This window comes from Pseudomonas artemisiae (genome assembly GCF_057128685.1).
The window spans coordinates 134,963-148,600 of record NZ_JBSKHS010000011.1 but is presented as its reverse complement, the minus strand read 5'-3'; the positions used below and the strand labels follow the sequence as shown (position 1 = coordinate 148,600).

General features: G+C 60.3%; 13 protein-coding genes. 6 read left to right on the top strand and 7 right to left on the bottom strand.

All coding sequences use genetic code 11. The features are described 5' to 3' along the window. Nucleotides 1-73: 73 nt before the first annotated feature. On the bottom strand, nt 74-1,363 hold the full coding sequence (locus tag ACWKV4_RS14435; RefSeq protein WP_483832770.1) for an MFS transporter: 1,290 nt from the start codon (nt 1,361-1,363) through the stop codon (nt 74-76). A gap of 223 nt (nt 1,364-1,586) precedes the next feature. On the opposite strand from ACWKV4_RS14435, the gene ACWKV4_RS14430 reads away from it, so the two are divergent. Then, on the top strand, nt 1,587-1,988 hold the full coding sequence (locus tag ACWKV4_RS14430; protein ID WP_483832769.1) for an acyl-CoA thioesterase: 402 nt from the start codon (nt 1,587-1,589) through the stop codon (nt 1,986-1,988). Nucleotides 1,989-2,061: 73 nt separating this feature from the next. Further along, the gene (locus ACWKV4_RS14425) at nt 2,062-2,961 is read left to right on the top strand and encodes a D-hexose-6-phosphate mutarotase (protein WP_483832768.1); all 900 of its coding nucleotides are present in this window, start codon (nt 2,062-2,064) and stop codon (nt 2,959-2,961) included. A 47-nt stretch (nt 2,962-3,008) separates the two neighbouring features. Here the strand turns inward: ACWKV4_RS14425 and ACWKV4_RS14420 are convergent, their stop codons facing one another. The 4 genes from ACWKV4_RS14420 to purE all read right to left on the bottom strand — a co-directional run bounded on the left by ACWKV4_RS14420 (nt 3,009) and on the right by purE (nt 5,557). Further along, a complete protein-coding gene (locus ACWKV4_RS14420) occupies nt 3,009-3,542 on the bottom strand; it encodes a DUF3299 domain-containing protein (protein WP_483832767.1) in 534 nt (177 codons plus the stop codon). 101 nt (nt 3,543-3,643) lie between these two features. Next, nucleotides 3,644-3,889, bottom strand: a complete 246-nt coding sequence (locus ACWKV4_RS14415; protein ID WP_483832766.1) for a GlsB/YeaQ/YmgE family stress response membrane protein — start codon at nt 3,887-3,889, stop codon at nt 3,644-3,646. A gap of 88 nt (nt 3,890-3,977) precedes the next feature. Then, on the bottom strand, nt 3,978-5,060 hold the full coding sequence (locus ACWKV4_RS14410; RefSeq protein WP_483832765.1) for a 5-(carboxyamino)imidazole ribonucleotide synthase: 1,083 nt from the start codon (nt 5,058-5,060) through the stop codon (nt 3,978-3,980). A gap of 5 nt (nt 5,061-5,065) precedes the next feature. Continuing rightward, nucleotides 5,066-5,557, bottom strand: coding sequence for a 5-(carboxyamino)imidazole ribonucleotide mutase (gene purE / locus ACWKV4_RS14405; protein WP_483832764.1), 492 nt, complete (start codon nt 5,555-5,557; stop codon nt 5,066-5,068). A gap of 302 nt (nt 5,558-5,859) precedes the next feature. On the opposite strand from purE, the gene ACWKV4_RS14400 reads away from it, so the two are divergent. After that, nucleotides 5,860-6,513, top strand: a complete 654-nt coding sequence (locus ACWKV4_RS14400; RefSeq protein WP_483832763.1) for a hypothetical protein — start codon at nt 5,860-5,862, stop codon at nt 6,511-6,513. 13 nt (nt 6,514-6,526) lie between these two features. On the opposite strand, the gene ACWKV4_RS14395 is transcribed toward ACWKV4_RS14400, so the two are convergent. Beyond that, a complete protein-coding gene (locus tag ACWKV4_RS14395; protein ID WP_483832762.1) occupies nt 6,527-7,423 on the bottom strand; it encodes a LysR substrate-binding domain-containing protein in 897 nt (298 codons plus the stop codon). Between the two features lie 174 nt (nt 7,424-7,597). Between ACWKV4_RS14395 and ACWKV4_RS14390 the strand changes: the two genes are divergently transcribed. The 3 genes from ACWKV4_RS14390 (at nt 7,598) to ACWKV4_RS14380 (ending at nt 11,945) form a co-directional block, all read left to right on the top strand. After that, the gene (locus ACWKV4_RS14390) at nt 7,598-9,022 is read left to right on the top strand and encodes an aspartate ammonia-lyase (RefSeq protein ID WP_483832761.1); all 1,425 of its coding nucleotides are present in this window, start codon (nt 7,598-7,600) and stop codon (nt 9,020-9,022) included. A gap of 491 nt (nt 9,023-9,513) precedes the next feature. After that, entirely contained in the window at nt 9,514-10,935 is a 1,422-nt protein-coding gene (locus ACWKV4_RS14385) for an alanine/glycine:cation symporter family protein (RefSeq protein ID WP_483832760.1), read from the top strand. After that, on the top strand, nt 10,932-11,945 hold the full coding sequence (locus ACWKV4_RS14380) for an asparaginase (RefSeq protein ID WP_483832759.1): 1,014 nt from the start codon (nt 10,932-10,934) through the stop codon (nt 11,943-11,945). The genes ACWKV4_RS14385 and ACWKV4_RS14380 overlap by 4 nt, the downstream gene beginning before the upstream one ends. 45 nt (nt 11,946-11,990) lie before the next feature. On the opposite strand, the gene pdxR is transcribed toward ACWKV4_RS14380, so the two are convergent. Then, a complete protein-coding gene (gene pdxR, locus ACWKV4_RS14375) occupies nt 11,991-13,538 on the bottom strand; it encodes a MocR-like pyridoxine biosynthesis transcription factor PdxR (RefSeq protein ID WP_483832758.1) in 1,548 nt (515 codons plus the stop codon). Nucleotides 13,539-13,638 lie beyond the last annotated feature (100 nt).

Sequence of the window (13,638 nt, the reverse complement as noted above, 5' to 3'; positions counted from 1 at the left end):
TCATAGGCGGGGCGGCACACTTTATTAAAATCATGTTACAGATTAATGACGGCCCGCCTATCCCTGGTGCGCCTTAGCGACGTTGTGACTGCAGGTATAACCCCACGCAAAAGCCCAGTACGCACAGCCCGGCCACGTACCACGCCGCGCCCATAGGGTTGTTTTTCACCAGCAGGGTCACGGCCAAGGGGGTAAGCCCGCCGAAAATGGCGTAAGCCAGGTTGTAAGAGAACGACAGGCCGGTAAACCGTACCACCGCCGGAAAGGCTTTGACCATCACATAAGGCACGGCGCCAATCACGCCCACGCATAGCCCAGTGACCGCGTATAGCGGGAACAACCAGTCCGGGTGCGCCTGCAGGCTGTGGTAAAGCGTCCAGGAGGTAACGCCCAAGGCCAGGCTGCCCAGCATGAATACCTTGCCCGCGCCGAAACGGTCCGCCAACACGCCCGCGAGGATACAACCGAGGCTAAGGAACACGATTGCCAGGCTATTGGCCTGCAGTGCTACCTTGGCCGGGAAGCCATACAGGGTCTGCAGCAAGGTGGGCGTCATCAAGATCACCACCACGATGCCCGCCGACAGCAGCCAGGTCAGGAGCATGGACAACACTACCGCGCCCCGATGATCACGCAGTACACGCTGTAGCGGCAGTTCAGCGGCCAAGGCCTTGCGTTGCTGCAACTCGGCGAAAATAGGCGTTTCATGCAGCCAACGGCGCAGATACACCGACAGCAGCCCAAACACGCCACCCAAGATAAAGGGTATGCGCCAGGCGTAGGCCACTACTTCCTCAGGGGCGAACAGGCTGTTGATGGCCGTGGCTACCAGCGAACCAAGCAGTATCCCGGCGGTAAGACCGCAGGTCAGGGTGCCACAGGCATAGCCGATGTTACGCGCAGGCACATGTTCGGACACGAACACCCAGGCGCCTGGAACTTCACCGCCAATGGCCGCGCCCTGGATTACCCGCAGCACCAGCAGCAATACAGGGGCCGCAATGCCGATCTGAGCGTAGGTTGGTAATAAACCCATGCACAGGGTAGGGACTGCCATCATGAAGATACTCAGCGTGAACATCTTCTTGCGGCCCAACAGGTCACCGAAGTGCGCCATGACAATGCCCCCCAAAGGGCGCGCCAGGTAGCCCGCGGCGAAGATGCCGAAGGACTGCACTTGTTTCAACCACTCCGGCATGTCGGCAGGAAAGAACAACTTACCCACCACCACGGCGAAAAACACGAATATCACGAAGTCATAAAACTCCAGCGCGCCACCCAGCGCCGACAGCGATAAGGTCTTGTAATCATTACGGTTCAAGGGGCGCGTAGAAGGCGCGGCGCTAGAGGGCGCGAGGCTCATGTGGGGACTCTCTTATTGATCGCGGTCGGCAGCAGGCTTCGCCAGCCAGGAAAAGGCAGGCAGCATTGGAAGATAGCAAATTGCTTGCTGAATAAGATATATCTGTGATTGAACGGTTATGCACGAGCGGATGGGTCTATATACTGGGCTCAAAGGCGTTTACCGCCGATGCTCGCTACTTCAGTGCATCATCTTTTGAAGTCATGGGTCCGAGGCCCCCGGCATGATTGAACTCGAACAAGAAGATCCTATCCCCCAAGGCGACCTGGCCTTGCAAATTACCGCCCTACCTCGGGAAACCAATGGGTTCGGCGATATTTTTGGCGGGTGGCTGGTGTCCCAGATGGACCTTGCCGGTACTGCCATGGCCAGCAAGGTCGCCGGTGGCCGAGTGGCTACCGTGGCCATTGAGCGCATGGCCTTCCTCGTGCCGGTACCGGTTGGGGCGCAGCTTTCGTTCTATACCCAAACCCTGGAGATTGGCCGCAGCTCTATCCAGATGATGGTAGAAGTCTGGAGCGACGACCCGCTCTCCAGCGAATGGCGCAAGGTGACCGAAGCGGCTTTCGTGTTCGTGGCCATCGATGGCAGCGGCCGCACCCGTAGCGTGCCGCCACGTCGTTAAGGTAGCGCCCTAAAACTTGCGTAAGCGCTCGTGGTCCACGTCACACTCCCCCTTTTGATATCAAGGAAGCGATATGTCGACCCCCACGATCAAAATGCTCAAGCAAGGCGAGCTAGACATTTGGCAGATCGAAACCGCCACTGCCGAGCTGCTGGTTGCCGAACAAGGCGCCCAAGTGTTGAGTTATAAGCGCACCGGCGAGCAACCGCTGATTTGGCTAAACGGGCAGGCGGACTTCAAGCAAGGCAAACCGATTCGTGCGGGCGTACCTGTGTGCTGGCCATGGTTCGGCAACCTGGCGCGCAATCCAGAGCCCATCCAACAGATGCGCGAGAGTGACGACCCTGCCCCTTCCCACGGGCTGGTGCGCGCACGCACCTGGACCCTGGCCAAGCCTGAAGTCGAGGGTGACCAGGTCACCCTGACCTTCTCGCTGCCTGAAACAGACGGTCAATTGCCAGGCTGGCCGCACGCCGCGCGCCTGGAACTGAAAATCGTACTGGCCGATACCCTTAGCCTGGCACTGACCACCCTTAATCTGGGCGTCGAAACACTGCACCTGAGCCAGGCCTTGCACACTTACTTCGCGGTCAGTGACGTACGCCAGGTGGCCGTGGAAGAAGTAGCGGGCCTGGAATACATCGAAACCCTGGAGGACTGGGAACAGCGTAGCCAGGAGGGGCAGTTGGAAGTTACCGGCGAAACCGACCGAATCTACCTGCAAACGCCTCCGCGCCTAAGCATTGCCGACACTCAATGGAAGCGCCGCATTTTGATTGATGCCCAGGGCTCGGCCAGCACGGTGATCTGGAACCCCTGGATCGAGCGCGCGGCAGCATTGCCAGACATGGACAATGGCGGTTGGCAAGGTATGTTCTGCATCGAAACCGCCAACGTGTTGGGTGATGCCAAGGCACTGGGCCCCGGGGAGTCTCATACCTTGGCCGTGACCATTTCCAGCGAGGCATTGTAAGGATGCTTGCACCGCGCCCTGGGATGATTTACCGGGGCGCATGCTGCTTACAGGTCTTTGTCTTCCACCACGCGCACTTTATTGGCCTCCATGGCATAAGCCGCGTTGGCCAAGTCGTTGCTCACGTGTTCGACTTTCAAGGTCCCCATGGCCCACAGGGGCGTGTAGAGGTCGTCCAGCTTTAAACCCTTGGGGTAGCGAACGAGGATCAGCTGATTGGGAGGCGGTGGCGGAACATGGATGCAGGCACCAGGGTAAGGCACCAGGAAGAACAGCGTACTACGGCCTTTGGCGTCGGTTTCCAACGGTACCGGGTAGCCGCCGATACGGATCGTCTTGCCATCCATCGCAGCCACGGTTTTGGTGGAGTACATCACCGCCGGCAAGCCTTTGGGGTTCTTCAACCCACCTTTGGACGTGAAGGCGCCCGCGGACTCTGGGGTGTTGTGGTCGATTTCCGGCATAGCCTCCAGGGCTTTCTGGTCGGATGCGGGCATCAGGGCCAACCAGTCGGTTTCTGGTGGCTCTGCCCAGGCCAGGGCGCTGAGGGACAGTAAACACGCAAGTAACAAGGCGCGCATTAAAGCAGCTCCATGAACGGGGGCGCCATTGTAGGCGATGCAAGCATTATATCCACGCCCTGGGGTGTGGCGTTGCGCTGTCTGCCCCCGTTCGGCGAAGGTCAGTCCTTCTTGATCATGCCGTAGATCACCAGCAATACGATCGCGCCTACCAATGCGCCAAGGAAGCCAGCGCCCTCGCCTGCTCGGTAAATGCCCAGTGCCTGGCCACCGTAGGTAGCGGCCAGGGAGCCGCCGATGCCTAGCAGGATGGTCATGATCCAGCCCATGCTGTCGTCACCTGGTTTCAGGAAACGCGCCAGCAAGCCGACGATCAAGCCAATGATGATTGTTCCGATGATGCCCATGAAGTATCCCTCTCGATTGCAGGGCCGATGGCGTGGTCATCGGCGTCTTGCAATGAGAGGGCCGCTTGCGGCGTAGGTTCCGCTTCGCTCAACGTTCGATGAGCGCTTGCACCTGGGTAATGCCTAGTTGCAGAGTGGAACGGTCGGCGGCGCGCACGGTGGCGTGGCCCACTTTGCGGCCGGGCTTGAACGCCTTGCCGTAGTGGTGCAAGTGGCACCCTTCGATGACCACGGCCTGCTCCACGGGTGGAACCTCGCCAATAAAGTTGAGCATGGCGCTTTCACCTACCTTGGCGGTGGCGCCCAACGGCAGCCCGGCGATGGCACGCAGGTGGTTCTCGAATTGGCTGCACTCGGCGCCTTCGATGGTCCAGTGCCCGGAGTTATGAACCCGCGGGGCGATCTCGTTCGCCTTCAAGCCGCCGTCTACCTCGAAGAACTCGAAGGCAAGCACGCCGACGTAATCGAGCTTGTTTAATACCCTGCCTAGGTAATCTTCGGCGAGGCCTTGCAGCGGGTGATCGCTGCTGGCTACCGACAGCTTAAGGATGCCGGCTTCATGAGTGTTGTGAGAGAGCGGATAGAACCGGGTTTGCCCATCGCGGGCGCGTACCGCTACCAGGGAAACCTCACCGGTAAAAGGCACGAAGCCTTCCAGCAGGCAGGGTACGCTGCCCAGTTCGACGAAGGTACCGGCAACGTCTTCGAGGCGGCGCAGGACTTTCTGCCCTTTGCCGTCGTAGCCAAGGGTGCGGGTTTTCAGCACTGCTGGCAGGCCGATGCTCGCCACGGCGGCGTCCAGGTCTGCCTGGGATTGGATGTCTGCGAACGCCGGGGTGGGAATGCCCAATTCCTTGAAAAGGCTTTTCTCGAACCAGCGGTCACGGGCAATGCGCAGCGCTTCGGCGCTGGGGTACACCGGCACGAAACTCGACAGGAAAGTTACGGTTTCCGCGGGGATGCTTTCGAACTCGAAGGTCACTACGTCTACGGATTCGGCCAACTGGCGCAAGTGCGCCTCGTCGTGGTACTCGGCCTGCACATGCTTGCCTAGCACGGCAGCACAGGCGTCGGGCGCTGGGTCAAGAAACGAAAAGCGCATGCCCAAAGGCGTGCCGGCCAGGGCCAGCATACGGCCCAACTGGCCGCCACCGATAACACCGATCTTCATTGCGCTTATGCCTCGCGAGGGTCTGAGTTATCCAGCACGGTCGACGTTTGCTCGGTGCGGAAACGCACCAGCGCGTCATGGAACTGGGGATACTTGCCACCCAGAATGCTGGCGGCCAGCAAGGCAGCGTTGATCGCCCCGGCCTTGCCAATGGCGAGCGTGGCCACAGGTACGCCAGCGGGCATCTGTACGATGGACAGCAGCGAATCCACGCCCGAGAGCATCGAGGACTGAACCGGCACGCCCAGTACGGGCAAGTGGGTTTTGGCCGCGCACATGCCCGGCAGGTGCGCCGCCCCGCCCGCGCCCGCGATGATCACCTCAAGCCCGCGGCCTTCGGCTTCATCTGCGTACTGGAACAGCAGGTCTGGAGTGCGGTGCGCGGACACCACCTTTACTTCGTAGGGGATACCGAGCTTGTCCAGCATATCGGCGGTGTGGCTAAGGGTGGACCAATCGGACTTCGAGCCCATGATCACGCCAACCAGTGCACTCATCGTCGAGCCTCTTTATTTCGGGCGCCCATGGCGCGGCAGAAAACAAACAAGCCACGCATCGCAGCGTGGCTTGACTATAGGATCGCAGGCCGATCACCCACGGCCGGAGGCCGCGCAGTATAACCGAACACTTACCGATTGGGCTTATTTGTGACGGGCTACCGCTGTGCTCGATATGGCCGTTTCGCCGGCCTGAAAGCGCATTTTCCTTCAGACATGTTCGCGCCTTTGGTCTCACGGTCAATAAGCGGTTCTGGTTCGATGCTAGTGGGCGTCAACGCCCCCGACCAAGGATGGAAACTATGAAAACGAGCCTTATACGAACACTGGCTATCACTGTGTGCGGCGTGGCTGGGGCAACCTCTTTCAGCAGGCCAGCGCTTGCGGCCTTGCCCATTCGCCTGAACGTGGTGCTACATGACGACATACCTACGCCGCTTCGCGAACAGGTGGTGCCCGACTACCTGCAGCCGTGGATAGAGGAAATGCAAAACCAATTTGGTAGGCGCGTGGAGGTACAGGTCAGGCAGAACGTTCCAGGGGTTTCCGACCTGGATTACCGCAGTGAAGACCGGAAATCTTTGCTACGCGGCTTGAGCAGCTACTCTACCGTGTTTTGGCAACAACAAGGCACAGGCGAGTGGAACCACAGGCGGGACAAAACCTTATTGTTGGTCCGTGGTACTTACCTTCCAGACCCTGCTCAGGAAGAAACCGTGGGTGAGGCCCTTTTGCGAAATACCGCAGCCTGGGCCTCCCTCAAAACCTACTCCGCCGCTGGCCATGAGCTGGGCCATCTGTTTGGCGCCACTCATGAAAACGCCAAGGTGCTGCTTAACCCTTGGTTTTGCGAAACCTACGCCTACCCCTCTCGACACAACCTGCGTTCCAATTGCTATCGGTACAGCGACCAGAACCGCGAGGCCATCGCGGCCTACCTTTCAGAAGCCCCATGAGCCCCAAGCGCCGCTAAGCGGAGGCCTCCAGCTTTCGCCAAAGTAGCCGCACGCTGGCCTTGCGCACCAGTGAACAGCGGTACAGGCGGATTTCCAGGGGTACATGCCAATGGGCCGCCCCGCACACTACCAACTCGCCACGGTCGAGCTCGGCGGTTACGCTCAACCGTGGCACCCACGCCACCCCCAACCCTTGTAGCGCCATGGCTTTGAGGCTATCGGCCATGGCCGTTTCGTACACCGTGGTGTAACGCAGCCCACGCTGACGTAGCAAGGCGTTGACCGAACGCCCCAGAAATGCACCCGCGCTGTAGCCCAGCAGAGGCACGCTGGCCGCTTCGTCGAGGTTGTAGAGGGCACTGCCGTCGCTGGCTACCGAACTGACCGGTAGCATCTCGGTGGCCCCTAGGTGCAGGGAGGGGAAAATATCCGGGTCCATTTGCAGCGTGGCTTCCGGGTCGTAAAAGGCCAGCATGATGTCGCACCCCCCTTCCCGTAGCGCGTGGATTGCATCCCCCACGTTAGTCGCCACCAGGCGCGTAGCCATGGGCAGGCCTTCGTTGCGCAGGCGCGCGATCCAGCCAGGGAAAAACCCTAGCGCCAAGGAATGCGCGGCGGCTACTTGAATCACTTCACCCGGCCCACCCTCGAGATGGTGCAAGTGGCGCAATACTTCGCCTACCTGGTCCACTACGTTGCGCGCGGTGATCAGAAACAACTGCCCTGCCTCGGTTAGCTCCACTGGGGTTTTGCTGCGATTGACCAGGGTCAGCCCAAGTGCTGCCTCCAAGCTACGAATACGTCGGCTGAACGCAGGCTGCGTCACGAACCTGCGTTCGGCGGCCTGGGAAAAACTGCGGGTCGCGGCCAAGGCACTGAGGTCTTCCAGCCATTTGGTTTCAAGGTTCATGTCAGAGGCTTTCCTGTGGCTGGCATACGCTCGGTAGCGACCATTCGTCACACCCACCGTTATGCCGTTTGTGCATGGGCCAGCGAGCAACAGCATTGGCCCAGGTATGTTACCAAAGCGCAGTATTAGCAGCATTCCGGCGTTTGCCGGGTTCACTCAGAGCTGATCGCTATCATGTCCTGCGCTGCATCTTCACGGATCGAAAAAGACCTTCTTGGCACCCTGGAAGTCCCCGCCGACGCTTACTACGGCATCCAGACCCTACGGGCCGTGAACAACTTCCGGCTGTCTGGCGTGCCCCTTGCCCACTACCCCAAACTGGTAGTGGCGCTGGCCATGGTCAAACAGGCCGCCGCCGATGCCAACCGCGAATTGGGCCACCTGAGCGACAGCAAGCATGCGGCGATCAGCGAGGCCTGCGCGCGGATCGTGCGCGGGGACTTCCATGATCAGTTCGTGGTGGACATGATTCAGGGCGGGGCAGGTACGTCCACCAACATGAATGCCAACGAAGTGATCGCCAACATCGGCCTTGAGGCGATGGGCAAGCAGAAAGGCGAATACCAGTACCTGCACCCCAACAACGATGTGAACATGGCGCAGTCCACCAACGACGCCTACCCTACCGCGATACGCCTAGGGCTGCTGCTGGGCCATGACGCCCTGTTGGCCAGCCTGGACAGCTTGATCCAGGCCTTTTCCAGCAAGGGGCAGGAATTCGCCCATGTGCTGAAAATGGGCCGTACCCAGTTGCAGGACGCCGTACCCATGACGCTGGGACAGGAATTCCATGCATTCGCCAACACGCTGGGCGAAGACCTAGCGCGCTTGCGTACCCTGGCCCCTGAGTTGCTGACTGAAGTAAACCTGGGCGGCACCGCCATCGGCACGGGCATCAACGCCGATCCTCGCTACCAGCACTTGGCCGTGGCGCGCCTGGCTACCATCAGCGGCCAACCTCTGGTGCCGGCCGCCGACCTGATCGAAGCCACATCGGACATGGGCGCCTTCGTGCTGTTCTCCGGCATGCTCAAGCGCACCGCGGTCAAGCTGTCGAAGATCTGCAACGACCTGCGCCTGCTCTCTAGCGGCCCCCGCACCGGCATCAATGAAATCAACCTGCCCGCGCGGCAGCCGGGCAGTTCCATCATGCCCGGCAAGGTCAACCCAGTGATCCCTGAAGCTGTAAACATGGTGGCGTTCGAGATCATGGGCAATGACCTGGCGCTAACCATCGCCGCCGAGGGCGGGCAATTGCAGCTGAACGTGATGGAGCCGCTGATCGCCTACAAGATCTTCGATTCCATCCGCACCTTGCAGCGGGCCATGGACATGCTGCGTGAGCACTGTGTGGTGGGTATCACCGCCAACGAACAGCGCTGCCGCGAACTGGTAGAGCATTCCATCGGCCTGGTTACGGCCCTGAACCCCTATATCGGCTATGAAAATGCTACCCGCATTGCCCGCGCCGCCTTGCAAACCGGCCGTGGCGTGCTGGAGTTGGTACGCGAGGAAGCGTTGCTGGACGAGGCCATGCTGGCAGACATCCTGCGCCCCGAAAACATGATCGCGCCCCGGCTGGTACCGCTAAAGGCCTAGGCTTTGTACGAAAAGTCGGCGAGCGAAGGCTAGGCAAGGAAAAAACCGGCGAGGAAGCGGACTGGGCCCGCATCCGGGTTTACTGGGTGTAAATGAGCATTCCGAGCCGGTTTTTGACGCAGCATAGGCAAGCGCAGCCATTTTACGTACACAGCCTAACCCCTCACCAGGCTGAGGGACTAGACACCTCTCACCTTTTACGAGCCCCAGATTGGGGCTCTTTTTTTGCCAATAACACACACGCGAGATTGCGCTCGCGCCTACAGGTGATAGGCGCCGCGTAGCAGCGGGCCTTGGGCGCGACCGGGGCGCGACACAGTCGCGAGCAAGCTCGGCTGCTACAAAAACACCACCGTTCGGTTGATCTCGGAGCATTCCACTACCCTATTGCACCAAAGCTGTGCAGACGATTGCCGCTTTCGCGGGTATAGTTCGCCCTTTTTTTGCCGCGTGGCCTAGGCTGCCCGGTGGCACCAACACGAGGAAACAACATGCTCGGAGTCCTTAACGACTTTCTGTCCGGCAAAGTGCTGATCGTGCTGATCGTCGGCCTGGGTAGCTATTTCACGCTACGTTCGCGTTTCGTTCAGCTGCGTCACTTCCCTCATATGTTCAGTGTGTTCGCCGACAGTCTGCGCAACACCTCTAACCAGGTGAGCTCCTTCCAGGCGCTGATGCTCAGCCTGGCCGGCCGGGTCGGCGCGGGCAATATCGCGGGCGTAGGCGTGGCCGTCACCCTTGGCGGCCCTGGCGCGGTGTTCTGGATGTGGGTCACTGCACTCGTGGGAATGGCCAGCAGCTTCTTTGAGTGCTCGCTGGCGCAGCTGTACAAACGCTGCGATGAAAACGGCCAATACCACGGTGGCCCTTCTTTCTATATACAGCACGGGCTGGGCAAGCGTTGGCTGGGCATGGTCATGGCAGCGCTGCTGCTGCTGACCTTCGGCTTCGCCTTCAGCGGCCTGCAGGCCCACGCGGTAACCACCTCGCTCAACGATGCCTTTGGCTTCGATGTGATGTACTCGGGGGCAGCGATGGCCGTGCTGATGGCCTTGGTATTCATCGGTGGCATCAAGCGTATCGCCAAGGTAGCTGACCTGCTGGTACCCGTAAAAACACTGGCGTACATTGCCGTGACCGTTTACGTGATCGCAGTGCAGTTCGACCAGGTGCCCTTCATGCTGGCGACTATCGTCAAAAGCGCGCTAGGCATCGACCCAGTATTCGGCGGCCTGGTGGGCAGCGCCATCGTATTGGGTGTAAAGCGTGGCGTCTTCGCCAACGAAGCCGGCTTGGGCAGCGCGCCTAACGTAGCGGCGGTAGCCGAGGTGCATCACCCGGTGGCCCAAGGCGTGGTGCAGGCGTTCAGCGTATTCCTAGACACCTTCGTGATTTGCACCTGCACCGCATTGCTGATTTTGCTCTCCGGTGTGTACGGCACCAGCTTCGACGGCAATGGCATCGTTTTGGCGCAGGACTCCCTCGCCGCCGTGGTCGGCCCTTGGGGCAAGGTGTTCATCAGTGTGGCGCTGGCGTTGTTCGTGTTCACCTCCATGCTTTACAACTACTACCTGGGCGAAAACAACCTGCGCTTCCTCGGGGGCGGCAAGAAAATGATCATGGTCTATCGGGTGGTGGTGTTGGCCCTGGTGGTGTGGGGCGCGGTGGAAAACCTGGAAACGGTATTCGCCTTCGCTGACCTCACCATGACCCTGCTGGCCTTGGTGAACCTGACCGCGCTGTTCCTGTTATTCAAGGTTGGCCTGCGCCTGCTGCGCGACTACGATGCGCAACGCGCCGCAGGTGTGAAAACCCCCGTGTTCGACCCCCGTGCCTATGCCGACCTGGACCTAGACCCCAAGGCTTGGCCCGTTAACCCCGAGCCCACTTCCTCCGACAGGACCCGACCATGACCCACGCCCAGCCTGCCCGCCATATTCGCGTCCTGTACACCGGAGGCACCATCGGCATGCAGGCCACGGCTAATGGGCTGGTTCCCGCAGGCGGCTTCGAGGCACGCATGCGGGAGCGGCTCCACACCTCTGGGCTAGCCACTGCCACGTGGTCCTTCGAGGACATGCAACCGCTGATCGACAGTGCCAACATGTCACCGGCGTATTGGCAGCAGCTACGCCAGGCCATTACCCGGGCCGTGGACATAGACGGCAGCGATGCCGTGCTGGTCCTTCACGGCACCGATACGCTGGCCTATAGCGGCGCGGCCTTAAGCTTCCAGCTCATTGGCCTGCCAGCGCCGGTGGTATTTACCGGTTCGATGCTGCCAGTAGGCGCCCCCGAAAGCGACGCCTGGGAAAACCTTGAAGGCGCCATGAGCGCGCTCAGCGAGGGCATGGCCTCGGGCGTGTGGCTGCATTTTCACGGCCAGTCGATGCTGCCAACCCGTTGCGCCAAGGTGCGTAGCAGTGGCCGCAACGCCTTCGCGCCCCTCCAGCGTGACCAGGCTGAAGGCAGCGTAGCCCCATTGCCCGCGCAATTGCATTACCAGCAGCCCAAGGCATTGGCCCGCGTGGCAGCCCTGCCCTTGGTACCGGGCTTCGATCCTCAGTGGTTAAGCGCCTTGGTGGCCGATGGCGTACAGGCCATAGTGCTGGAGTGCTATGGCAGCGGAACCGGCCCCAGTGATGATCCGGCCTTTCTCCAGGCCTTGCGCGAGGCACGGGACCAAAGCGTGGTGATAGTGGCAGTTACCCAATGCCAGCAAGGCGGTGTAGAGCTGGGTGTTTACGAAGCCGGCAGCCGCTTGCGTGATGCTGGCGTAGTGGCCGGTGGCGGCATGACCCGTGAAGCGGCATTGGGCAAGCTGCATGGCTTGCTGGGCCTGGGCCTTAAGGCCGATGAGGTAGCGCGCTTGCTGGAAGTTGACCTGTGTGGAGAGTTGAGCGGCCTCACTCATCCTGTTTAAGGGGCAGGGAAACAGGCGCTTATTGGCTGGCGAGGATAGGCTGGATCAGCCCCATACCGCCCGCAGGCGCGCCAAGGCATGGGCGATTTCCACCTCGTTCACCCCCGCAAAACCCAGCACTAACCCGCTGGGCCTATCTACGGGCAACGCGCCATTCGCCGTCGGCTGATCGAACCAATAACTACTCAAGGGTTGGATGTCCACAGCCACCTCGGCCGCCAGGCTCACCAGCTCAGCCTCACGGGCACTATCGGCTACGTCTATCTTCACATGCAGGCCCGCGCTCACCTCGGGCATGGGCAAGCATCCGGGAATGGTCTGGGGCCATAGCGCTAGCAACGTGTCGCGGCGGCTGAGGGCTGCTTTGCGCATACGTCGTATATGCCGCTGAAAATGGCCACGCGCCATGAATTCAGCCATCACCCACTGGCTACTGACCTCTGAGTGGCGCATGTCCACGGCGCGGCGTTGCGCAAAGGCCGGGACCAAATGCCTGGGCAGCACCAAATAACCTAAACGCAGCGCTGGAAAAGCGACTTTCCCAAAGGTGCCGATATAGATCACACGCCCATTGCCATCGAGTGCCGCCAAGGGTGCCAAGGGGGCGCCTTTGTAACGGTATTCGCCATCGTAATCGTCTTCGAGAATCCAGGCCTCGTTAACCCGAGCCCACTCCAATAATTGAAGGCGCCGCGCCAGGCTCAAGGTCACTCCGGTTGGATACTGATGGGCAGGGGTGACATAAGCCAGGCGGCAATCCTTAAGAGCCTTTAGGTCATCGCAGCGTAACCCGTCCGCATCCACGCCTATGCCTACTACCTGAGCACCTACGCTGGCGAGTGCGTGACCGGCGGCCCGATAGCCAGGGTTTTCCATGGCGGCACAGTCGCCAGCCTGCAGTAGCAACTGTGCACAAAGGGTTATCCCCTGCTGTGCGCCGCAGGTGACTACTATCTGATCAGCTTCGCACGCCAGCCCCCGCGAGCTTCTTAGATAAGCGGCAATCATGTTACGCAGCGCTTGGCTGCCGACAGGGGCCTGATATCCGAGGGCGGACAGGTCGGGCTTGTGCCAGAAAGCGTTGTAAAGCTTGCCCCAAACGCTGAACGGGAACAGGTCGAAGGCAGGCAAACCCACTTGAAATGCCCGCGGCATGCCGGTACTGGGCAAGGCCAAAGAGGCTGCAAGGGCTTGCTTCAAGGCCGGTGTATAACTCAATGTACTGGATGGGCTTACAGCACTTTCTGTGGATAAGGCTGTGGGTAAGTACCCCTTAAAAGCTGTGGACAAACCTGTGGACGAATAGGGTCTGCGCTTCGGCTCTATCTCAGGGATAGCAGGCGTTATAAAGGTACCGTCGCCTACGCGGGCTTGCGCAAAACCTTCCGCCTGTAGCTGCTCATAGGCTTCGATCACGGCATTACGAGAAACGCCCAAGGCTCGAGCCAGATCACGGCTGGCCGGTAACCGGATGCCAGCCCCTAGCCGGCCATCAAGCACCCGTGCTCGAAGTTGCGCATAGAGTTGGCGAGCCAGCCCCTTACCTGTTTCAAGACGAATACCGGTAGGGTCGAACGGCATAGGCGTAGGCATGTATTGGCCCCTTCGAAAAGCTAGCTAATGGACCTTACAGCAGGCCAATACACACCCTAGCATGGCGACTTCTCGCTTATGCCCAACGGCGAAGGTTCAT

Bases quoted from the DNA above. Each gene is read 5' to 3' on its own strand.
- ACWKV4_RS14425 (WP_483832768.1), top strand. From the start codon at position 2,062: ATGTCGACCCCCACGATCAAAATGCTCAAGCAAGGCGAGCTAGACATT.
- ACWKV4_RS14430 (WP_483832769.1), top strand. From the start codon at position 1,587: ATGATTGAACTCGAACAAGAAGATCCTATCCCCCAAGGCGACCTGGCC.
- ACWKV4_RS14415 (WP_483832766.1), bottom strand. From the start codon at position 3,889: ATGGGCATCATCGGAACAATCATCATTGGCTTGATCGTCGGCTTGCTG.
- ACWKV4_RS14400 (WP_483832763.1), top strand. From the start codon at position 5,860: ATGAAAACGAGCCTTATACGAACACTGGCTATCACTGTGTGCGGCGTG.
- ACWKV4_RS14395 (WP_483832762.1), bottom strand. From the start codon at position 7,423: ATGAACCTTGAAACCAAATGGCTGGAAGACCTCAGTGCCTTGGCCGCG.
- ACWKV4_RS14390 (WP_483832761.1), top strand. From the start codon at position 7,598: ATGTCCTGCGCTGCATCTTCACGGATCGAAAAAGACCTTCTTGGCACC.
- ACWKV4_RS14410 (WP_483832765.1), bottom strand. From the start codon at position 5,060: ATGAAGATCGGTGTTATCGGTGGCGGCCAGTTGGGCCGTATGCTGGCC.
- ACWKV4_RS14380 (WP_483832759.1), top strand. From the start codon at position 10,932: ATGACCCACGCCCAGCCTGCCCGCCATATTCGCGTCCTGTACACCGGA.
- pdxR (WP_483832758.1), bottom strand. From the start codon at position 13,538: ATGCCTACGCCTATGCCGTTCGACCCTACCGGTATTCGTCTTGAAACA.
- ACWKV4_RS14385 (WP_483832760.1), top strand. From the start codon at position 9,514: ATGCTCGGAGTCCTTAACGACTTTCTGTCCGGCAAAGTGCTGATCGTG.
- purE (WP_483832764.1), bottom strand. From the start codon at position 5,557: ATGAGTGCACTGGTTGGCGTGATCATGGGCTCGAAGTCCGATTGGTCC.
- ACWKV4_RS14420 (WP_483832767.1), bottom strand. From the start codon at position 3,542: ATGCGCGCCTTGTTACTTGCGTGTTTACTGTCCCTCAGCGCCCTGGCC.
- ACWKV4_RS14435 (WP_483832770.1), bottom strand. From the start codon at position 1,363: ATGAGCCTCGCGCCCTCTAGCGCCGCGCCTTCTACGCGCCCCTTGAAC.